Genomic DNA, 20,213 nt, shown 5'->3' with positions numbered 1-20,213 from the left:
GCGGAAGTCGCGCCGTACATTGTGCGCATCCGAACGGGGTGGACAGGGGCGAGTGGCCGCGTGGCGCCATTCGCTGCGCCGTCGGCCTGGCCGGCTGACCCTGCTCAGTCCTGCGGTTTGCGCCAGGTGATGCTGTAGCGCAACAGCAGGTGGCGGCGATACTGGGAGCCGGGCAGGATCTCGGCGGCCAACGCTCGCATCTGCGGGTACGTAACTGGCGGCGGCCACACCGTGGGGGACGGATGCTCCCAGTGGCCCTTCGTGGCGCGGTGGAAGGTACTGATGACGACACCGCCCAGGTCGCGCGGCAGGTCGTTGGGCATGGTGCTACGGGCCAAGCCGACGATGGCCAGGACGCCGCCGGGGCGCAGCAGGTGGCGCATGCGGGCCAACCCGGCGGCGGCGTCTATGTGGTGCAGGGTGGCCACCGACGCGATGACGTCGAACGAGGCGGGCTCGAAGGGGTGGGTGAGGAAATCGCCGAGGATGTAGTCGACGTCGTCCGGATATCTGCGGGCGTGGTCGATGCTGGGCGCGTCAAGGTCGATGCCGGCGACGTGCGGCACGGCCTGCCGGAGTTCGCGGGCGAGCATGCCCTCGCCGCAGCCGACATCGAGGGCGCGCTGGGCGCCATCGGGGACCGCGCGCAGGATGCGGGGGTGGTAATGGATGTTGTGATTCCACCGCCTGCCGTTCTTCACTGTCATGTGATCATCCTGCCGGACGCAGGCCCTGCTGGTCGGCGTCGCGCGACACGCGACAGTTCCTGACGACGACTCACACGACTTCACCGGATGTGCGGGACCACCGCGGCGCAGCTCGCGGGTTCACTGACCCGGCAGACCATCGACCGCCTCATGCCCGAGCAAGTTTCCACTCCATCACCCACGGAGCACCGTGAGCCGGCCCTCCCGCTCACCCGCGCCTCTGAGCCCGGGTGATGCCTCTGTCCGTGCCGGTCAGGCCCGTATGGCGCGCAGTGCTTCTCGTACCGCGGCGAGGGCCTCTTCCTCGGAGGCGCCGGCGTGGTCGGCGGCCTTGGCGAACTCATCGGCCGCGGCGGAGAGCTGGAGGCGGAACTGGTCGGCCGTGCCCGTGATGACGGCCGCACGGCCGCGGCGCAGCTCCACCACCCCCTCGTCACGTAGCTGCTGGTAACCCCGCAGCACCGTATGGAGGTTGATGCCGAGGGCTGCGGCCACGGTGCGCGCCGAGGGGAGCCGGTCTCCCGGCCTCGCCATGCCGCCGGCCAGCGCGGCACGTACCGAGCCCGCCACCTGGTCGGCGAGGGGCTGGGCGGACGAGGGGTCGACGGTGATCAGCACGACGCCGTCCCCCCTTGCCGTTCCCTGCTCAGCCATCCGTTGACCAGCGCGGCCGCCGTCTCGGCCTCGCTCGTGGAGTAGACGAACCGCCGGCCGTCGGCGAGCGCGAGGACGAGCGCCGGGCCCTTCCCGCTGACGATGCCCCAGCCTTCCACACCGGTGCTGAGCTTGTACCGCCCCGGCGGGGCCTCGCTCATGGCCTCGGCGAACCGCACGGACGGGTAGGGCACCGTCCGGCGCAGGGCGGGCAGCCAGAGGAACCTCACCGTGACCCCGGAGCCGTCGATCTGCAGCCGGGTGCGCGCCTGCGCCACCTCGAGGGCCGTCCACAGCGCCAGCAGCGCCGTGAGCTGCCACACGTCTGCGCCCCTTGACGCGTTCCACACGGTGAACCCGGCCAGGACCGCGGAGGTCAGCAGCCTGCGCGCCGACCAGGTGGAGGTCACGAACATGGCGCGCTGTCCCGAACGAAGGGCCATGGTGGGCACGTACGGCGGTGGTGCGGCCGTCGCCTCGGGCGGCCGTGGCAGCGTACCCGCGGCCCGGTAACCCACCGCGGCCGCCACCACCGTGCAGATGATCTCCGCCGGCGTGGACCAGGGGGGCTGGACCGGCTTCAGCGTCCACAGCACACCGGACACCAGGATGGGCGCGCCGAAGGTGAAGCCGACGATCACCAGGACTCGCTGGACCTGAGGCAGGCGCCAGTGGCTCAGGAAGGGCAGGACGAGCAGCGCCTCGCTCCACAGCGCCACCCCGAACTGCGGCTGTGAGATCCAGCCGCGCCAGGTGAGCGCGTGCTCGGTGCCGATGGCCAGGTGGCCGAAGTAGATGCGGCCGGGGAGTCGCTCGCCGTGCAGCGCGGCCAGGGCCATGGGCAGGATCAGGAGAAGCAGCGGGGAAGCGGCCGTCAGGGCCAGGCGGCGGAGCCTGCCGGGCGCGGCGTAATCAACGCAAGGAGCCGACACCGGAGATACAGGGATGAACATGACCCAACCTCCAACTGTTTGCTCTCGACTATAACACTGCAAACAGTTCAGGGAAGGCCCGGTCTAGTCTTCTCCGGTCCGGTACCGTCGCATCGATGAATGCGGACGACTCGACATCGCCGACGTCACGCTGACCGCACGGACCGGGCACCTGCGGCTGCACGGCAGAGGCGACGAGGTACGCACCGTCCCCCCACCCCGCTCGCCCGCGAGCACCCCATCGCGTGGCTGGACCGGCGACGGACCACTGTGGACCGGCCGGCGCGGCCCGCCGCCGGGGCCGCCTGGTCGGCGAGCAGGCCGCCGAAGACCTGCTGGGCGCCCCGTCCGACGTGGTGGCGCAATCGGCCAGGCCATGTCCGCAGTCAGATGGCCTCGCCCAACTGTTCGGCCAGCCGCTCCAGGCCACCCCTGATGAGCCGCCCGTACTCGTCGTCGCCAAGCGCGCCGATCCCGGCCCGCGCCTGCTGGAGGTGCTCGCGGGCGCGGATGAGATCGCCCAGCTTGCGATAGCAGTCGCTCAAGTTGAGATGCAACGACGGATACAAGCCTGCCACCGAAAGCGTCACCCCGGCCTGCGCTACCCGCTCATCGGTGACCAGATCGGCGGCGGCAAGCGCTCGCAGATCCCACATCAGCTCCTGGCGCACGTCGTCCTGCACGTCGGCCATCGAGTGGGCAAGGACGCAAACATGCAGCGGGTCGCCTTGCTCGCCGTCGATGTCGTCCCAGATCTGCGCGAACAGGGCGCGAGCGGCTTCACGCTGACCTTGGTGGTGATGCAACTCCACCCCGTGGCCGATCCGGGTCATCGTCGGGTCGGTGGTCATCAGCGGCTCCTTCCCCGTCGCGGGCTGATCTGGCCCGCGAGTATTCTGTCCCAGTCCACCGTCTTGGCGCACTCGGCGTAGCTGTGCCAGCGTACGGCGGGGTACCTGGCATGCAGAGTCGTCACGCGCGGCCGCAAGGCCGTCGTCACCCTGCCCGACGGGCGCACCGTCAATGGGCGCGTCACCGCGATCGGGTCGGTGGCCACAGCCGCCGCCGAGGAGGGACAGCCCGCGACGATCGACGTCACGGTGACCGTCAGGGACCAGAAGGCGCTCGGCCGGCTCGACCAGGCACCGGTGGTCGTCGACCTGGTCGCCGCCACCGCCGAGAACGTGCTGGCCGTGCCCGTCACCGCGCTGGTGGCCCTGTCAGGCGGCGGTTACGGCGTCCAGATCGGCGGCCGCTACGTCCCCGTACGGCTCGGCCTGTTCGCCGACGGGCTGGTCGAGGTCAGCGGCGTGGCCGAGGGCACCCTGGTGGGGGTGCCGTCGTGATCGGCTTCGACCGCGTGAGCAAGGCCTACGCCGGGGGCGTGCGCGCGCTCGACGAGGTGAGCCTGCGGGTGGAGCCCACCTCATCCCCGCGAAGCGCATCAATGCTCCCACCGCAGGCCCTCGAACGCTGCTACTTCTCAGCGACACTTGCGCTCAGCGAAGCATCAGGACCACACCTCCTCCGTGAACGCACCCGCTGGCCGAGCCGGGGGTGTTCAGGGCCCGAACCAGCGGGTCAGTGATGACCGCAGGTCGTCGATCTGTCCTTGGAGGGCTGAGGCGATGGATCCGTCGGGCCGGATGAGCAGGGTTCGCGCGTGGTTCTCTCGCCGACGAAAGCATCCTGGTGCAGCTGACGACGTAGTGCCGCTACCCCAGTTGGTCGCGGCGGCGGGTCAGGTAGGCGGTCTCGGCCGTGTTGCCCGCAAGCTCGATGGCTCTGTCGTACGCCGCGCGTGACTTGTGGCTGCGGCCCAGCCGGCGCAGCAGTTCGGCGCGGGTCGCGTGGTAGGCGTGGTAGCCGGCCAACTTGTCCTCAAGACGGTCGACGGCTGCCAGCGCCACCTCCGGGCCGTCGAGTTCGGCGACCGCGATGGCCCGGTTGAGCGCGACGATCGGCGAGGGGGCGAGGCGGACGAGCTGGTCGTAGAGGGCGACGACCTGCGACCAGTCGGTGTCGCGTGCGTCGCGGGCTGAGGTGTGCACGGCGTTGATCGCCGCGAGGATCTGGTACCGGCCCGGGGCCGCCCCGGAGGCCAGGCGCTCGCGTACCAGCCGGTGGCCCTCGGCGATCAGCGCCGCGTCCCAGGCCCCACGGTCCTGCTCGTCCAGGGTGACCAGTTCGCCGCTGACCGAAACCCGGGCGGTGCGGCGGGCCTCGGTGAGGAGCATCAGCGCCAGCAGCCCGGCCACCTCACCGTCCTGTGGCATGAGGGCACGGATCAAGCGGGTGAGCCGGATCGCCTCGGCGGTCAGGTCGTGGCGTACGGGATCGGTGTCGGGGCCGGTCGCCAGGTAGCCCTCGTTGAAGACGAGGTAGAGGACGGCCAGCACGCCGGACACGCGGTCCGGGAGATCCTGCTCGGGCGGCACGCGATAGGGGATGCGCGCCGCTTTGATCTTGGCCTTCGCGCGGGTGATCCGCTGGCCCATGGCGGTCTCCTGCACCAGGAAGGCACGGGCGATCTCGGGCATGCTCAGACCGGCGACCATGCGCAGCGTCAGCGCCACGCGGGCCTCCATCGACAGCGCCGGGTGACAGCAGGTGAAGATCAGCCGGAGCCGCTCGTCGTCGATCGCGCCGAGAGGCTCGGGCGGGTCGTCGTCGTACAACAGCTGCGCCTCCCTGTGCTTGTCGTCGCGCTTGTTCTCGCGCCGGACCCGGTCGATGGCCTTGCGGTTGGCGGTGGTGGTCAGCCAGGCGGCGGGGTTGGGGGGTACGCCGTCGGCCGGCCACCGCTGGACGGCGGTCGCGAATGCCTCGGCCGCCGCCTCCTCGGCGATGTCGAGATCACCGAAACGCCTGGTCAGAAAGGCGACCACCCGCGCCCACTCCTCGTGGTGGGCCTGGGTGATCACATCCCGGACGTCGATCCCGTTCACAGGAACGGCCGCACCTCGACCTTCCGATTGCAGGCCTTCGACCCCTCGGCGGCGAGCTTGAGCGCCACGTCGAGGTCCGCGGCCTCGATGATCCAGAAGCCGCCGAGGAACTCCTTCGACTCCAGGAAGGGCCCGTCGGTGAACAGCGCCTCCCCACCCCGGTTGTCGATCACAGTGGCCGTGGTGGGCGCCCCGAGACCGCCGGCGAAGACCCAGTGGCCTTCGGCCACGAGCCGGTCGTTGAACACGTCGATCGCAGCCTCCTCGTCCGGGGTGGCCAAGCCGGCCCTGTCAAAGATCACGGAAACCATGTACTGCATCTTGGATCATCTCCTATGTTGCGGGGCGCCCCTCGTGGGCGGCCGCTCACCCCTACTACGAACACTCCTGCCCTGATCCGACGCCGCCCCCGGATTTCTTTTCGCGTCACCCAAGATCGTGTACATGTCCACCACCTGCCGGCGAACGTCCCGGCGACCCGACGACGCAGGCGCGAGCTGGGTACGCGTCAACGACGACCGGCACCAGTTCGGCGGCGCTCCCGAAACGCTCACCGGCGACCCGGCCGTCTATGGCCGGGTGTACTTCAGCGGCTACGGCCGCGGCGTCCTCTACGGCGACCGATCCATCACCAGACCCCCTCGATGAGCGCCCGCGCAGGGACGCGCCGTCCCGCATGCGGAGACACTCGCGTGCGTCAGTGGTGGACGGCCGAGTTGTCCTCTTCGACCAGGAAGCCGCCTGATTGGTGATGCCACAGGCGGGCGTAGGGCCCTTGCGCCTGGAGAAGTTCGCGGTGGTCGCCCTGTTCCACGATGCGGCCCTGGTCGAGGACGACCAGGCGGTCCATGCGGACGACGGTGCTCAGCCGGTGCGCGACCACGATGGCGGTGCGGTCGCGCATCAGGTGCCACAGGGCTTCCTGGACGAGGATCTCGCTTTCGGAGTCCAGCGCGCTCGTGGCCTCGTCCAGTAAGAGGATCGGCGCGTCGCGCAGGATGGCGCGGGCGAGGGCGACGCGCTGCCGCTGGCCGCCGGAGAGTTTGACGCCGCGCTCTCCGACCAGCGTGTCGAAGCCGTCCGGCAGGGCCTCGGCGAACTCTGTGACGTGCGCCGCCTGCGCGGCCTGGTAGATCTCGGCTTCGGAAGCGCCCGGCCGGGCGAAGGCGATGTTGTCGTGCAGCGACCGGTGGAACATGGAGGGGTCCTGGGGGACGTACGCGATCAGGCTGCGCAGGTCGGCTTGGCGGATCCGGCTGATGTCCTGGCCGCCGATCAGTATCCGGCCGCCGTGGACGTCCATCAGACGGAGCAGCAGCCGAGTGAGGCTGGTCTTGCCACCACCGGACCGGCCGACCAGGCCGACCTTGGTGCCGGTGGGAATGTCGAGGTCCAGGCCGTCGAACAGGAGCGGATTGCCGGCGTGCGCGAACGCCACCCGCTCGAACCGGACGCCGGCGTCGGCGGGACGCAGGGGTTGCGGACTGTCGGGGTCGCTCACGCCCGGCGGTGTGAGCAGGAGCTGGGTGAACTGGGCGGACTCGGTGAGCACGCTCTCCATGCGACGGTAGATCTGGTTGAACTCGAACATGAGGTTGATCGTGTTCGCGTAGTAGGTGAACGTCACCACGATCGCCTCCACGCCCAGGCCACCGCGCAGGACGACGGCGAGGAGCAGGCCGGCGGTGCTGGTGAGGACCGACAGCGGTGCGACGACGGTGTCAACCCGGAGGTTGCTGTAGTCCCACGAACGGATGGTCAGCCTGCGCTGCTCGGCGAGCCTGGCTCGGTGCTCGGCCTCCTCGCGGTCCTCGGCGGCGAACGCGCGGACCGTATCCATGTTGGACAGCACGTCGGCGACGTGCCCGGCGACCCGTACCTTGGCGGCCTCCCGCTGGTCCACCAGCCGCTGGCGGCGGCGAATAAGCGGGGCGACGAGGAAGCCGGTGACGATGATGAGGCCCACGAGGACGAAGACCAGGAGCGGGTGGTACCGCCACAGCACCACAGAGGCGAACGCCAGTGGCACCACCTTGGCGATGATCGAGAACGTGAGCGTGTCCGTGAAACCCTCGAACCCGCTGGAGAAACTCAGCACCCGCTTGGTCAGCGAACCGGCGAAGTTGTCGTGGAAGAACGCGGCGTCCTTGGCCAGCAACCTCTCCATGCCCATGGCACCGAGCCGCTCGATGCCCCGGGCCTCCGTACGGTTCACGAAGTGCAGGGCCAGCCGCCACAGCACCTCGCCCGTGAGCAGCAGCGCACCGAAGCCGAGCACGTACGGGATCAGCACGTCGATGGTGCCGTTCCCGCCATCGGACAGGCGCCCCACGATCCCGCCCACCGCCAGCGGCGCCAGATAGAACAGGCAGATGTTGCCCAACGCCGGCAGGATCAGCGCGGGCACCGCGATCCGCCGCTGATGCAGCAGCTCCTCGCTGTAGTACCGCAGCGCCAGCAGCACGGCCGATCTTCGTGTGGCCGGTTCGTCTCCTGGGATACCAAGTGATCCGAGCACAGCCATCCGCCCCTCTGAATACCCGCCGCTATGGCCATGGTGGCGCGGGGTGGGCGGCTGGAGCGAACGGTTTTCGCCCGGACGGCGACCGGGAGAGCACTGCCCGGGAGCGAGTGACCGGGTCACAACGCTCCCGGGGTGCGTCTAGGCGCTCATGGCATGTGGCTCATCGCTCGGCCGGCGGCAGCGCCACGGGCCGGGGGCGTTCACATGTGCTTGCGATGGTCACCGCCGTCCCGGAGTGCGCCGAGGACAGTAGTGACTCCATGACGTCGAGCACGTGGTAGCCCAGCGCCCCGCCCGCGCGGGACTCCTGGCCCGCCGGGGTCGTGGCGAGGTCCGCCAGGCCCACTCCGCGTCCGGCCTCGACGTAGCCGGCCGTGGCGGGAAGGGTCCGCCAGCCCTCCTCGCCCACCCTCGCCAGGAGGACGGGGCCGTCGAAGTGGTTCGGATCGGGGACGACGAGCGAGCCTCGTTCGCCGTGCACTTCGATGTTGGGCGCGCTGGTGGCCGCTCCCTCGAAGCTCATCACCAGCGTGGACAGCGCCCCCGAGGCGTGTGTCAGCACGCCCGTGACGTGGGTGTCGACAAGGACCGGGATCTCCTCGCCGCGGCGGGGGCCCGAGCCGATGGTCCGCTTGGCCCGCGTGCGGCCGGCGGCGCCGATGACCGTCGTCACCGGCCCGAGCAGGGTGACCAGGCTGGTGATGTAGTACGGGCCCATGTCCAGGAGCGGGCCGCCGCCGGGGGCGTAGTAGAAGTCGGGATGCGGGTGCCAGCTTTCGTGGCCGGGCGTCATCATGGTCGCGGTCGCCGCGACCGGCCGGCCGATCAGGCCGTCGTCGATCGCCTTGCGCGCGGTCTGCGTACCGGTGCCCAGCACCGTGTCCGGCGCGCAGCCCACCCGCACCCCGGCGTCGGCGGCCGCGCGGAGCACCCGCGCGGCGTCGGTGGCGGTCGCGGCAAGGGGCTTCTCGCAATAGATGTCCTTGCCGGCCGCGATGGCCTGCAACGCGATCTCGGCGTGCGCGGCGGGGATGGTCAGGTTCAGCACGACGTCAATGCGCGGATCGGCCATGAGCTCCGCCACGCTCAGCACGTCGACACCCGCATACGGCCGCACCGCCTCCCTCGCCCGTTCGAGGTCCAGATCGGCCACGGCGGTGAGCCGCAGCTCCGGCAGCCGTTCGATGCTCTGGCAGTACTGGGTGAAAATGAACCCGCACCCGACAACGCCGACGTTCACCGGGTGGCCCACAACATTCCCCTCTCGATGATGGTGTGCACGCTGTCGTGACGCAGGACGTCGAGGCTGTGCCCCGGGGTGGTGACGAAGATCTTTCCGCTGCCCCACCTGCGGGTCCAGATCGCCGGCGAGGTGACCTCCCTGTGCCAGGGGTCCCATGGGCGGACCTTCTGCGTCGTGGTGGCCAGCACGTCGATGTAGTCGTCGGTCAGCACCCAGTACTGCTCGGTGACCAGGTCGAAGTCCGCGATGCCCGCGGTGATGGGATGGGTGCCGGCCTCGGGCAGCATGGTGACGGTGTACGGGATGAAGTTGTCGGCCTGCGAGCCGTCCCGCTCGGCCGGGTCCTTGCCGGGATGGCAGGCGAACTGCCCGCCGATGAGGTGCAGGTAGTCGGAGGAGTTACGGAAGGAATCGGCGATGCCGCCGTGCCAGCCGGCCAGTCCCGTACCCGCTCGGATCGCGGCCTCCAGCCCGCGCAGTTCGTCCGGCTCGATCGTGCCCATGGTGTAGCACTGCACGATGAGGTCGACACTGGACATGTACGCGGAGTCCGCGTACAGCGCGGGGGAGTCCGCCCGGTGCACCTCGAACCCGTTCTTCTCGAGGAAGGGGACGAAGAGGTCGGTGGCCGCCACCGGGGCGTGCCCTTCCCACCCGCCCCGCATCACCAGAGCTCTACGGTCGTGATCGCCTGTCATGCTTTCACCTATCACTCAACGGCAAACGACTCCAATCGTCACATTTCAGGCTCGTGGCCACTAGACGCGATCCTTCTGTACGGTCAGCTGTTCGAGGACCGACGATCCCCCCATCCGAAAGGCGGTCTCGTGACGCAGCTTGTTGTCGAAGGCCATGGCACATCTGTGACCCTTGATCCGAACCGTTCGTACCGGCTGGGCCGCGACCCGAAGTCGGATGTCGTCGTCAGCGCCGATCGCGTCTCGCGTACGCATGCCGTGCTGCGTTTCGAGGGCGGCCAGTGGGTCCTTGAGGACGCAGGCAGCCGGAACGGCACGTACGACCGGGGCCGCCGCGTCCAGCGGGTGGTCGTCGGCCCGGGTACCGAGATCGGCCTCGGCCACGCGACCGAGGGCGGGCTCATCAGCTTCCGCGCGGTCCCGCACCAGCCGCCCGCGGCGCGTGTGGAGGCACCTCCCGTGCACGGAGACGGCGCACCCGAGATGGCACCCGAGATGGCACCCGAGATGCCTACGGTCGCCTTCCGGCGCAGGGGGCAGTGGCGTGAGCCGGCCGCCATCAGGAGCCTCGGCGACGAGCAGGTCGTGCGCATCGGCCGGGCGCCCGAGAACGACATGGTCGTCACCGATCTGAGGGTGTCCCGGCTGCACGCCGAGCTCCGCATCGTCCACGGCGTTCATGAGATCGTCGACGTGGGCAGCCGCATCGGCACCTACGTCAACGGCCGGCGCGTGGAGCGGGCCCGCATCTCCCCGAACGACCTCATCGGCATCGGGCCGTCGACGTTCCGGCTCGTGGGCGACACGCTCACGGAGTACGCCGACACCGGTGAGGTCTGCCTCCAGGCGCACGACCTCACCGTCACCGTCGGGCGGGGCAAGGTGCTGCTGGACCACGTGACGTTCCCGGTCGGCGAGAAATGCCTGCTGGCCATCATCGGCCCCAGCGGCTCGGGCAAGTCCACCTTGCTGCGCGCGCTCACCGGGCTGCGCCCCGCCGACCTGGGCGTGGTGTCCTACGACGGGCGAGACCTGTACCGCGACTACGCCGAGCTGCGCTCGCGGATCGGGCTCGTGCCGCAGGACGACATCCTGCACAGCCAGTTGACCGTGCGCCGGGCCCTCATCTACGCCGCGGAGCTGCGCTTCCCCGACGACACGCGGCAGCACGAGCGGAAGGAGCGCGTCGACGAGGTGCTCCGGCAGCTCGGGCTCGAGAACCGCAAGGACAACCGCATCTCTTCGCTGTCCGGCGGCCAGCGAAAGCGCGTCAGCGTCGCCCTCGAGTTGCTGACCAAGCCGTCCTTGCTGTTCCTCGACGAGCCGACGTCCGGCCTCGACCCGGGGCTGGACAAGTCGGTGATGCAGATGCTGCGGGGCCTGTCCGACGATGGCCGTACGGTCGCCGTGGTCACTCACAGCGTCGCCAACCTGGGTATCTGCGACCGGCTCCTGGTGATGGCGCCGGGCGGGAAGATCGCCTACTTCGGCCCGCCCGATGAGGCGCTGCCGTTCCTCGGCTTCACCGACTGGGCGGACGTGTTCCTGGCGTTCGACGACCCGTCCAGGGACTGGGCCGGCGAGTACGCGCGGTCCTCGCAGTACCAGAAGTACATCGCGGCCGACCTGGTCCAGCCGGCCACGATGGGACCCCCCGTACAACGGGAGGCCCCGCAGAGACAGCAGAGCTGGCCGGAGCAGCTCAGCACTCTGGTACGCCGCTACTGCCGTGGCATCGTGGCGGACCGGCTGTTCCTCGGGCTCACCATCGCCCTGCCCATCATCATGGGCCTGATGGCCCGTGTCGTCCCGACCGGCGACCTGAAGGGACCCCCGAACAGCAACGGCAACGCGGCGAACCTGCTGCTGATCCTGTGCATCGGCGGCTGCCTCACCGGCAGCGCGAACGCGGTGCGCGAACTGGTCAAGGAACGCGCCATCTACCAACGAGAACGGGCGGTCGGTCTCTCCAGATCGGCCTACCTCTGTTCCAAGCTGCTCGTGCTCGGCGTGATCACCGTGGCCCAGGGCGTCGTGCTGACCTACGTGGCGATGCTGAATGTCCAGACCTACGACAAGGGGGTCTTCACCGCGCCGATGACCGAGCTCTCGCTCGCCGTCGCACTGTTGTCGTTCACCGCGATGACCGTCGGCCTGCTCATCTCCGCGCTCGTCAAGACCAGCGAGATGACCATGCCGCTGCTCGTGCTCGTAACGCTGATCCAGCTCGTCTTCTGCGGGGCGCTCGTCCACCTGGACGGCAAGCCGGTCATGGACCAGATCTCCTGGCTCGTCCCGGCCCGCTGGGCACTGGCCGCGCTGGCCGGCACCCTCGACGTGGGGCAGCTCATCCCGCACATCCAGGATCCGCCGGACCCGTTGTGGAGCCAGGACCTCGGCATCTGGTCGCTGGACATGAGCGCCCTGGCCGTCCTCGCGGTCGTCTGCGCCTTCCTGGTGGGCCGCATGCTGCGCCGCTATGAGCCCGCGGTGATGCGCCGCAAGTGACCAGGCGACACCGGCCGGCTCACAGATTCGAGGCGTGAAACGTCACCCGAGGGCGGCCGGGCGGCTCGCGCCCAGGTGACATCCGGTGGTCATTCCCTGCGGCGCAGCTTCCGCAGGAACGCCCAGAAGCCCGAACGGGAGGGCTGGGAGCCGCTGCCGTCCCCGGCCGCGGTGGACGGCGATGCCGGGGGCTCTCCGGGGATCCTCGATCGGGGACCGGGCGAGGGGACGAAGCTCGCGTCGAGCTCGTAATGCACGGGCAGGGATCGCAGCGCGCGCACGAACGGTGAAGGACGCCACGGTAGCTGGTCGGGTGGAAGCGCCAGCTGCAGCGTGGAGAACGAGTCCTGCAGCCGGCGCACGGCGATCGTGGCCATCTGGGTGGCCAGCCGCCGGCTCGGGCAGCCGTGCGGGCCCGCCCCCCATGCGAGGTGGGCACGGGTGCTGCGAATGGTGTCCGGAGTGAGCGCGGCGGCGAACCGCGGATCGGTGTGCGCACCCGCTATGGACAGCATCACCGGATCGCCGGCCGCGATCGTGAAGCGCCCCAGCTTCACATCGGTCCTGGCGTAGCGGAAGCTCAGGTTGGCCAGAGCGGGGTTGAGCAGGGCGACGCGGTTCACCGTCTCCTCGATCGCGCCGACCGGCAGGGCGGCCCGCAGCTGCGGGTTGGTGAGCACCTCGGCGATGACGTTGCAGATCATGCTGCCGGTGAAGTCGAGGAAGCCGGGCAGCATGAACAGCTCGCGGGCCAGCTCTTCGTTGCTGAGGTCGGGGTTGGCGGCGAACATGTAGGAGGGCAGGTCGTCGCCGCGCTGGTGCCGTTTGGCCGTCGCCAGCTCCAGCAGGGCCACGTACAGCCGCTGGTACGCCCCGGCGGAGTCCGGGCCGTCCAGCAGGCGCCACTGGTCCATCATCATGTCGTCGCCACGGGAGAGGGTGACGCCGAGGAGGCGGTTGGCCACCATCAACGGCAGCGGCCGCCCATACTGCGTGGACAGGTCCGCCCACCCGGTGGACGTGCCTTCCGTCATCACGCCGATGAGGTCGTCGCAGTACCTCTCCATGGCGCGTTTCAGCGTCTGGGCCCGCTTGTCGGCGGGGTCCTGGAATGGCCGCAGCGCCGCGTTCCACGCGGTGCGCAGCACGTGGTGCTTCTCCCCGTCGTGGAAACCCATGTTGTCGGCCTGCAGGAGGGGGAGCAACGGCCAGTCCGGCGGGACGCGTCCTTCGGCGTACGCCCGCCAGTTGTCCACGCGCTTGCTCCAGACATCACGCACGTTCTGCATGACGAGCAGCACCTCGTCGTACCCGAGCACGAACCAGGCCGGCACGCCGAGGAGTTCGATCGGGGCCACCGGGCCGTACTTGGCGCGCAGGCGTTCGTGCACGAGGGTGGGACTGGAGTCGTACTCCCCGGTGAGCAGGGGTTCCAGCGGCAACGACGACAGGTAGTCCACAGCGGGCGAGGGCCATCTATCGGGGATCAAGGGGGGCGGCCTGCCTTTCTGGTTCCCGAGCCCTTCCGGGACGATGCGAACGCCCAGGTAAGGGAGGCCATCGTAACCTCCGGCCGAGGATGTCAGCGGCCCGAGGCTCTACGCCTATCGCTGTTCATTCGTCGTCACGCCGAGAACGTTACGTCCGGCCGCTCATGTTCTCCCTGCGCCGTCGACGGCGATCCGCCTGGACGGGACGCCCCGGCGCGAGTGCAGGGGCGTCCCGTCACCGGTCGCTAGCCGGTGATCTTCACGTCGTCGACCCCCGCCTCGACGAGACTGGCCGTCGAGGCGTCCGCGGCCTCGACGACGACGCGGACGCTCTGCCCGGCGAAGGCGGAGATGTCGGCCGTGGCCGTACTCCAGGAACCGTCGCGGTTGGCGGCGGCGCCGAGCTGCTGCAGGACGGTGCTGGTCGTGCTGCCGACGATCCTCACGCGGAGGTAGTCGGCGCTGGAGGAGTTGCTGCCGTGGGCCAGATACCACGAGAGGGAGAGCCTGAGGGGTCCGGCCGAAGGGAGCGTGATCGACGGGGACTGGATGGTGGTCGTGCCGCCGTCCAGGTCGTAGTCACCCGCGGCGGCGCCCGCGAGCCGTCCGGTGACCAGATCGTTGGCGCCGCTGGTCGTGGTGCCGAGCTGCTTGGTGCCGCTGGAGGTCGTGGCCTCGGGGTCGCCGCGCTCCCACCGGCCGGTGGTCGCGGTGTCGGTGCCGCCGGGGTCGACTGTCCACCCCTTGGCGGTCTCGAAGTCGTCCGACCAGACCACGGAGGGTGGCGGGGTGGTGCCGCCGGCGGCGATGGTCCACACCGAGTAGGCGATGGCGTCGGCGTTGCGGTTCAGCGCGGTGTCGTTGATGTTGGCGGTCGTGTCGCAGGAGCGGTGGTAGCAGGGGTCGAAGGCCTGCCCCGCCGTCCCGCCCCACAGCGAGGCCTGGGCACTGGTCTTGACGCCCTCCGCGCCGGTGAACGTGCCGCCCGCCGGGATGCCGCGCGAGATGAACGGCCCGTAGTCGGAGCGCCCGTCGAAGTCGGTGCCCCGGGTCGGGACGCCGATCGAGGAGAAGTAGTCCTGCAGGACCCGCTCCAGCTCGGCCGAACCGGCCGGGCCGGGACCCGAGCCGACGCCGTCGGAGTTGTCGCCGTCGTAGAGGAAGTAGCCGGGGTTGGGCGAGCCGACCATGTCGAAGTTCAGATAGGCCTTGATCCTCGTACGCTCGGTGGCGGCGAGGTTCGAGACGTAGTACGTCGACCCGCGCAGGCCCAGCTCCTCGGCGCCCCACCAGGCGAAGCGCAGATGCTTGGCCGGAGCGAGCCCGAGCCGCGAGACGGTGAGCGCGGTCTCCAGGATCGAGGCGCTGCCCGAGCCGTTGTCGTTGATCCCCGGCCCCGCCGCCACGCTGTCGAGGTGCGCGCCGACCATCAGGATGTCGTTGGGGTCGCCGCCCGGCCAGTCGGCGATGACGTTGTAGCCGGTGGCTCCGTTGTAGGTGAACGACTGCAGGGTGGTGGTGAACCCGGCGCCGTCCAGCAGGCCGCGGACGTAGTTGGCCGAGGCGAGGTAGCCCGGACGCCCGTGTGCCCGGTTGCCGCCGTTACCGGTGGCGATGCTCTGCAGCTGGCTCAGATGCGCCTTGACGTTGGTCAGGGAGATGTCCGGCGGTGCGAGCAGCGCGGCGGCGGGTTGCGCCACCGCGCCCGGCACGGACGCCGCCAGGGCGAGCGCCAGCGTGGAGATGATCAGGAACAGCCGTGATTTCATGCCAGTCCTCTGGGGGTGGGAGGGCTAGGTGGGTTCGCCGGAGCACGTCCGGGGTGGGGGCGTCGCCGGCTGGACGGGGGGACATCACCGACAGGGGAAAGCCGGGTCACCCACGGGAGCGGAGTTGTACCGGGGGCCTCCATCAGGATCCGACGGGACGCGTGAGTCCCCCGACTCGTCCTGTGATGGAACATAACCGCATAAAAGCGGTTCGCCTACATACGATCTGGCCCATCTACCCCATGCACTCGATGAGCCCAGGACATGATGCGTCCCCACCTGGAGTTGGACGTGATCGAGCCGGCCATGACACCCGCCATCGCGAGCCCTCCTGCGTTGGGCGGCCGGGCGCGGCGCTGGGCCTGCGTCTCCTCGGGCGACGTCTACGCCTCTCATGCCACTGCGCGGGAGCGCGAGCGCGAACTGATCGAGGCACTGGGGGAGTCGCGGACCGGATAACCTCGCGGGGTGAGCCGCACCTCCCGCCCTGGTCGCCCGTCGCCGCGCGCCGGAGATCCCTGTCCCTGTGGTCTGCCCGCCGCCTACGGCGAGTGCTGCGGCCGGTTCCATGCCGGGCGGGCCGCGCCGACGGCGGAGGCGCTCATGCGCTCGCGCTTCGCCGCGTTCGCGGTGGAGGACGAGGCCTACCTGCTGCGAACCTGGCACCCCACCACCCGGCCGGCGCGCGTCGAGTTCGAGCGGGGCATGCGGTGGACCGCCCTGGAGATCGAAGACGTCTCCGAGGGAAGCCCACTCCACACCAACGGCACCGTCAGCTTCCGCGCCCGCTACACCTACCGAGGGAAGCCCGGCGAGCTGCGCGAGCGGAGCCGGTTCACGCGGCACGAGGGCGCCTGGGTCTACCTCGACGCCGCCGACACGACCTGACCGGACGCTCGAAACCCTTCGGAGCGGTGCGACCGGCCATGAGCGTGCTCCCGTGAGGGTCCGGCGGGAGCGCGCCACATGGCCGGTCGTCTTCTCAAGGCGCCGGACCCCCTTCACCCAGGGGGTTCGGCGGAGGGGCTAACCTCCGTTGATCACGAAGGTCGTCCCCGGCTGCCGCACGATGTCGCCGGTGGCCGAGTTGGTGATGGTCACGTTGGTCAGCGTCGCGCTGCCTCGGGCCCCGCTCATCGCCAGGATGCCGGCGCCGTTGTTGGACTTGTCGATCCTCACGTTGGTGATCGCGACGCCCGGCATGTTGCCGCCGCCGTTCTTGAACTGGATGCCGTCGTAGGTCGAATCGTAGATATCGGTGTCCCGGATGGTGACTCCGGGGATGTCCTGGCTCGCCGGGAACAGCGTGATGGCTCCGAACTCCTGGTCCTCGTTCCAGAACGCGCCACCGGTGCGGTAGAGCCCGTTGTTGGCGATCAGTGTCTGACCCGAGAAGGGCAAGGGGTCGTGGTCGGTCGCCAGCATGATGCCGGGGTAGTTCATGGTGTCGTAGATGAGGTTGTTCTGGATCTTGTTGCCGTAGCCGCCGTAGATCGCGATGCCGTTGGCCCGCCAGGGCAACTGGATGGTGTTGTTGACGAAGCTGTTGTCGTGCCCGACGTCGACCGAGGTGTCCTTCACGTACTTGCTGGCCCAGACCGCCAGGGAGTCGTCGCCGTTGGTGCGGAAGGAGGAGTTGAACACCCGCGAGTTCCGCGTGCCGTTGGTGAAGTTGATGCCGTCGGCATAGGTGTCGCGGACGCGCATGCCGGTGAACTCCAGCCCGTCTCCCGGGCCCCACAGCGCCGGGATGTTGTCGTAGTCACGCCCGACCCAGACGCCCACGTTGGCGTGCTCGATCCACACGTTGGAGATCTTGGTGTTCCGGCCGAACCGCCCGTTCAGGCCCACGCCGCCTTCGGCGCCACCGGGTCCGCCCCGGATGGTGCCCGAGCCGAAGATGGCGATATCGGAGATCTGGACGTTGTCGTCGATGTCGAAGCCGAAGTTGCCCTCGTGCGGGTGGTTGATGCCGCCCACCACCAGGTGCGGCTCGGTCAGCGTGTAGAACTGGGAGTGCCACATGCCGGCGCCACGGATCGTGACGTTGCTGATGCCCACCTGGTTCCACTGACCCCGGTTCAGCGGGTCGTCGGTGAGGATCTTCTGCTCCTGCCGCCACTGGCCCGGCGGGATCCACACGCAGCTGATCACACCGTTCTGGTCGTCGGTCACCGCCCGCTGGATGGCGGCGGTGTCGTCGCCTCCGTCGTTGGGCACCGCACCGTAGCTGGTGATCGAGGTGCAACCGGCCGGCTGGCTCGCCGCGGGTGCCACCTGCTCAAGGTCGATGAAGTCGATGATGTAGAAGGACGCCGTGTCGGTCGCGTCGCGCTGCAACCTGAACTTGGTGCCGGCCGGGTAGGTCGTCGACAGCAGCGCGTGGGCCTCGTCGAACAACCGCCGGGCGTCGGCCTGGGGGGTGTTCGTCAGGGCCTCGGGGCCGTCGGTGTTCCCGTACAGCCAGCTGTGGTGTGACGAGAGGGTCAGCTTCCTGGAGAAGGTCCCGTTGATGTACAGGCTGATGCTGGCCTCGATGCCACCGCCACCGGGGGCGTCGGGGATGGAATTGCGCACCACGATGGAGTTGGAGGCGTGGGTCGAGGTGAATTCGACGAACTGGCCCGTGTTGTTCAGCCGCACCGACTGGCGCCCCGAGGATTCGGTGGCGAAGTTGGTGTGCCCGAAGGTGCGCAGCGGGTCGGCCGACAGCAGGGTGCCCTGGTAGGTGGCGGTTTCGGCCTCGTAGGAGACCCACGGAACCGCCGCCCCGCGGCCGACCACGATCGCCTGCGAGAACGTGTTGTTGGTCTCGTTGGTCTCGGTGACGGCGCCGGTGGCGTCGGCCGTGGCGGTGATGGTGGCCCCGCCGCTGGTGGCGGTCCAGCTGCCGCTCATGGCCACGTTGGCCGTCGCGCCGGCCGCGATCGACGGGGTGTTGGTGTTGAGCGTGGTGCCGCCCACCGCCACGCGAGTGACCGTGGTGGCGCCCGTCGCGGCGGTCCCGCGGTTCTTCACCGCCACGTTGAACGTGACCGCCGCTCCCACGGCCGGGTTGGGCGGGTTGGAACTGATCCCGATGACCTGTAGGTCGGGGCCGGGAGCCTGCGCGACCACCAGCGGCGACGACGCGGTGAAGGTGTTGTTGGCCTCGTTCTGCTCGAAGACCGTGTTGTCCGCGTCGACCCTGGCGCTGACCGTGTGGCTTCCCTCGCCGCGGGTGCCGATGTTGTGGGTCACCGTGGCGGTGCCGTTGACGGGCAGGGCGGGGATTGCGACGGTGCCGGCCAGCGTGCCGCCGAGGTAGAGGTTGACGCTGTCCGCCGGGGAGGCCGCGGTGCCCGAGTTCCTGACCGTGGCCGAGAGCGTGATCGCGCTCGCCTCGGTCGGGGAGGCGGGGGTCCACGAGAGGTTCGTGACGGTGAGGTCGGGGTTCGGCGCGGGGACGCCGATGACCTGGAACTCGGCGGCCTGCCCGCCGGGCGCGCCGCTGTTGCTCGCGAACTTGAGCTGGACGTCGGCGACGGTCGCGGAGAGGTCGATCCTCACCGAGTTGCCGCCGGAGGCCGGGTTGAAGGTGTAGTTGGCCGCCGACACCAGGTTCTGGTAGGTGGTGGCGCTCTGCTCGCGGCCCAGCACCTGGATGTTCTGCGTGCGGGTGCCCCACGAGGCGTCGGGGTTGAGTTTCACCACGACCGCGCTCACGCTGGCGTTGGAGCCGAGCTTGACGGTCAGCGTGTTCGGGAACGCGCCGGAGTTGGCCTCCCAGTAGGTGGCCAGGTTGTTGTCGTTCGCGTTGGCGGCGACGAACGAGTGCACGTGGCCGGACTCGGCGATCTCCTTGCCGAGCGCCAGGTTCGAGCCGGGGTCACCGGTGCCGGTGCGGGTCACGGAGTTGCTGTTGGCCGACTGGTTGCCCGCCGCGTCCTTGGCCCGCACGAAGTACGTCACGGTCGCCGACGCGGGCTGGCTGTCGGTGTAGGCCAGCACGGTGCCGACGCTGCCCCGAAGCTGGTTGTTGGCGTAGATGTCGTAACCGGTGACGCCCACGTTGTCGGTCGAGGCGGACCAGGTCAGCCGGACCTGGCCGGTGGCCGGCTGGGTGAAGGCCAGGTTGCCGGGGGCCGACGGCTTCTCGGTGTCGCCGCCCGACGCGGCGCCGTAGATCTCGAACTCGGAGATCTGCGCGGCGGGCCAGCCGGTGTTGGCGGTGATGTTGACGCGCCAGTACCTGTGGGTCGCGGCGCCGAAGTTGATGGTGACCGTGTTGCCGGTCGCCGGGTTGAACGTGTAGTTCGCCGAGGCCACGACCGTGCTGAAGCCGGAGCCGTCGGCGCTGCCCTGGATCGACAGCGTCTGGGTGCGGGTCTGCCAGACGGCCGGCGGGGGCAGCTTCAGGATGATCTGGTCGACGCTCGTGGCGGCGCCGAGGTCGATCCGCGCCCACTGCGGGAAGACGTTGTTCGTGCTCTCCCAGTAGGTGGCCTGGTCGCCGTCGTTGATGGCCGACACCGGTTGTCCGCCCGTGGAACTGCTGGCTTGGGTCGCCTTTCCCGGCGACAGGTTGGGTCCGCCCGCGGCGGCGGCCGGGACGACCGACCCCACGACGAGCAGACCGGCGGCGACCATGGCCGCCACCAGCCGTAACGGTCCGTGCAGCTTTCTCATTCGCGTTCTTCCATCTCTCGTCAGGCACGACAGGGTCGGAGCGTGAAGGCATGCGCCTCCACCGCACACGGA

The 20,213-nt window shown here is 69.7% G+C and carries 17 protein-coding genes and 1 pseudogene; 5 read left to right on the top strand and 13 right to left on the bottom strand.

All coding sequences use genetic code 11. The annotated features are described in order from the left end of the window. Positions 1-104: 104 nt before the first annotated feature. The 4 genes from ABD810_RS13520 to ABD810_RS13505 all read right to left on the bottom strand — a co-directional run bounded on the left by ABD810_RS13520 (position 105) and on the right by ABD810_RS13505 (position 3,144). Entirely contained in the window at positions 105-707 is a 603-nt protein-coding gene (locus ABD810_RS13520; protein WP_344938584.1) for a class I SAM-dependent methyltransferase, read from the bottom strand. Positions 708-959: 252 nt separating this feature from the next. Next, positions 960-1,325, bottom strand: coding sequence for a GntR family transcriptional regulator (locus ABD810_RS13515; RefSeq protein ID WP_344938582.1), 366 nt, complete (start codon positions 1,323-1,325; stop codon positions 960-962). Next, positions 1,319-2,314 (bottom strand): hypothetical protein, encoded by a 996-nt coding sequence (locus tag ABD810_RS13510; protein WP_344938580.1) that lies wholly within the window; start codon positions 2,312-2,314, stop codon positions 1,319-1,321. The genes ABD810_RS13515 and ABD810_RS13510 overlap by 7 nt, the downstream gene beginning before the upstream one ends. A 365-nt stretch (positions 2,315-2,679) precedes the next feature. After that, entirely contained in the window at positions 2,680-3,144 is a 465-nt protein-coding gene (locus tag ABD810_RS13505) for a hypothetical protein (protein WP_344938578.1), read from the bottom strand. Positions 3,145-3,342: 198 nt separating this feature from the next. Between ABD810_RS13505 and ABD810_RS13500 the strand changes: the two genes are divergently transcribed. Continuing rightward, positions 3,343-3,639: a hypothetical protein gene (locus tag ABD810_RS13500; protein WP_344938576.1), complete on the top strand. Its 297-nt coding sequence runs from the start codon at positions 3,343-3,345 to the stop codon at positions 3,637-3,639. Positions 3,640-3,854: 215 nt separating this feature from the next. Here the strand turns inward: ABD810_RS13500 and ABD810_RS41015 are convergent. From ABD810_RS41015 to ABD810_RS13490, 3 genes and pseudogenes are all read right to left on the bottom strand, one after another. Next, positions 3,855-3,986: pseudogene (locus tag ABD810_RS41015) on the bottom strand (aromatic-ring hydroxylase C-terminal domain-containing protein); the annotation flags it as partial. A gap of 22 nt (positions 3,987-4,008) precedes the next feature. Continuing rightward, positions 4,009-5,241, bottom strand: coding sequence for an RNA polymerase sigma factor (locus ABD810_RS13495; RefSeq protein WP_344938574.1), 1,233 nt, complete (start codon positions 5,239-5,241; stop codon positions 4,009-4,011). Then, entirely contained in the window at positions 5,238-5,561 is a 324-nt protein-coding gene (locus ABD810_RS13490) for a YciI family protein (protein ID WP_344938572.1), read from the bottom strand. The genes ABD810_RS13495 and ABD810_RS13490 overlap by 4 nt, the downstream gene beginning before the upstream one ends. Before the next feature lie 124 nt (positions 5,562-5,685). Here ABD810_RS13490 and ABD810_RS13485 point away from each other — a divergent pair, with 124 nt between their 5' ends. Further along, positions 5,686-5,889: a hypothetical protein gene (locus ABD810_RS13485; protein WP_344938570.1), complete on the top strand. Its 204-nt coding sequence runs from the start codon at positions 5,686-5,688 to the stop codon at positions 5,887-5,889. Positions 5,890-5,938: 49 nt separating this feature from the next. On the opposite strand, the gene ABD810_RS13480 is transcribed toward ABD810_RS13485, so the two are convergent. The 3 genes from ABD810_RS13480 to ABD810_RS13470 form a co-directional block, all read right to left on the bottom strand. Then, on the bottom strand, positions 5,939-7,705 hold the full coding sequence (locus ABD810_RS13480) for an ABC transporter ATP-binding protein (RefSeq protein ID WP_344938568.1): 1,767 nt from the start codon (positions 7,703-7,705) through the stop codon (positions 5,939-5,941). Positions 7,706-7,925: 220 nt separating this feature from the next. Then, the gene (locus ABD810_RS13475) at positions 7,926-9,005 is read right to left on the bottom strand and encodes a Gfo/Idh/MocA family protein (RefSeq protein ID WP_344938566.1); all 1,080 of its coding nucleotides are present in this window, start codon (positions 9,003-9,005) and stop codon (positions 7,926-7,928) included. After that, positions 9,002-9,706, bottom strand: a complete 705-nt coding sequence (locus tag ABD810_RS13470; protein ID WP_344938564.1) for a ThuA domain-containing protein — start codon at positions 9,704-9,706, stop codon at positions 9,002-9,004. The genes ABD810_RS13475 and ABD810_RS13470 overlap by 4 nt, the downstream gene beginning before the upstream one ends. Before the next feature lie 129 nt (positions 9,707-9,835). On the opposite strand from ABD810_RS13470, the gene ABD810_RS13465 reads away from it, so the two are divergent. Continuing rightward, entirely contained in the window at positions 9,836-12,214 is a 2,379-nt protein-coding gene (locus tag ABD810_RS13465; RefSeq protein ID WP_344938562.1) for an FHA domain-containing protein, read from the top strand. An 89-nt stretch (positions 12,215-12,303) separates the two neighbouring features. Here ABD810_RS13465 and ABD810_RS13460 read toward each other — a convergent pair whose 3' ends face one another. Further along, complete coding sequence (locus tag ABD810_RS13460; RefSeq protein ID WP_344938560.1) at positions 12,304-13,704, bottom strand: cytochrome P450 family protein; 1,401 nt, start codon at positions 13,702-13,704, stop codon at positions 12,304-12,306. A 245-nt stretch (positions 13,705-13,949) separates the two neighbouring features. Next, on the bottom strand, positions 13,950-15,473 hold the full coding sequence (locus ABD810_RS13455; protein ID WP_344938559.1) for a M28 family peptidase: 1,524 nt from the start codon (positions 15,471-15,473) through the stop codon (positions 13,950-13,952). A gap of 264 nt (positions 15,474-15,737) precedes the next feature. Between ABD810_RS13455 and ABD810_RS13450 the strand changes: the two genes are divergently transcribed. Further along, positions 15,738-15,932 (top strand): hypothetical protein, encoded by a 195-nt coding sequence (locus tag ABD810_RS13450; protein WP_344938557.1) that lies wholly within the window; start codon positions 15,738-15,740, stop codon positions 15,930-15,932. A 72-nt stretch (positions 15,933-16,004) separates the two neighbouring features. Beyond that, the gene (locus ABD810_RS13445) at positions 16,005-16,361 is read left to right on the top strand and encodes a YchJ family protein (protein ID WP_344939036.1); all 357 of its coding nucleotides are present in this window, start codon (positions 16,005-16,007) and stop codon (positions 16,359-16,361) included. 138 nt (positions 16,362-16,499) lie between these two features. Here the strand turns inward: ABD810_RS13445 and ABD810_RS13440 are convergent, their stop codons facing one another. Further along, positions 16,500-20,141, bottom strand: coding sequence for a CARDB domain-containing protein (locus tag ABD810_RS13440; RefSeq protein WP_344938556.1), 3,642 nt, complete (start codon positions 20,139-20,141; stop codon positions 16,500-16,502). Positions 20,142-20,213: the final 72 nt, after the last annotated feature.

The sequence above is a fragment of the Sphaerisporangium flaviroseum genome (genome assembly GCF_039537005.1).
Taxonomy (GTDB): Bacteria; Actinomycetota; Actinomycetes; order Streptosporangiales; family Streptosporangiaceae; genus Sphaerisporangium; species Sphaerisporangium flaviroseum.
Note: the sequence above shows the minus strand (reverse complement) of the source record. Positions and strands in the feature narration are given on the sequence as shown.

Bases quoted from the DNA above. Each gene is read 5' to 3' on its own strand.
- ABD810_RS13520 (WP_344938584.1), bottom strand. From the start codon at position 707: ATGACAGTGAAGAACGGCAGGCGGTGGAATCACAACATCCATTACCAC.
- ABD810_RS13510 (WP_344938580.1), bottom strand. From the start codon at position 2,314: ATGTTCATCCCTGTATCTCCGGTGTCGGCTCCTTGCGTTGATTACGCC.
- ABD810_RS13505 (WP_344938578.1), bottom strand. From the start codon at position 3,144: ATGACCACCGACCCGACGATGACCCGGATCGGCCACGGGGTGGAGTTG.
- ABD810_RS13490 (WP_344938572.1), bottom strand. From the start codon at position 5,561: ATGCAGTACATGGTTTCCGTGATCTTTGACAGGGCCGGCTTGGCCACC.
- ABD810_RS13485 (WP_344938570.1), top strand. From the start codon at position 5,686: ATGTCCACCACCTGCCGGCGAACGTCCCGGCGACCCGACGACGCAGGC.
- ABD810_RS13470 (WP_344938564.1), bottom strand. From the start codon at position 9,706: ATGACAGGCGATCACGACCGTAGAGCTCTGGTGATGCGGGGCGGGTGG.
- ABD810_RS13455 (WP_344938559.1), bottom strand. From the start codon at position 15,473: ATGAAATCACGGCTGTTCCTGATCATCTCCACGCTGGCGCTCGCCCTG.
- ABD810_RS13450 (WP_344938557.1), top strand. From the start codon at position 15,738: ATGATGCGTCCCCACCTGGAGTTGGACGTGATCGAGCCGGCCATGACA.
- ABD810_RS13440 (WP_344938556.1), bottom strand. From the start codon at position 20,141: ATGAGAAAGCTGCACGGACCGTTACGGCTGGTGGCGGCCATGGTCGCC.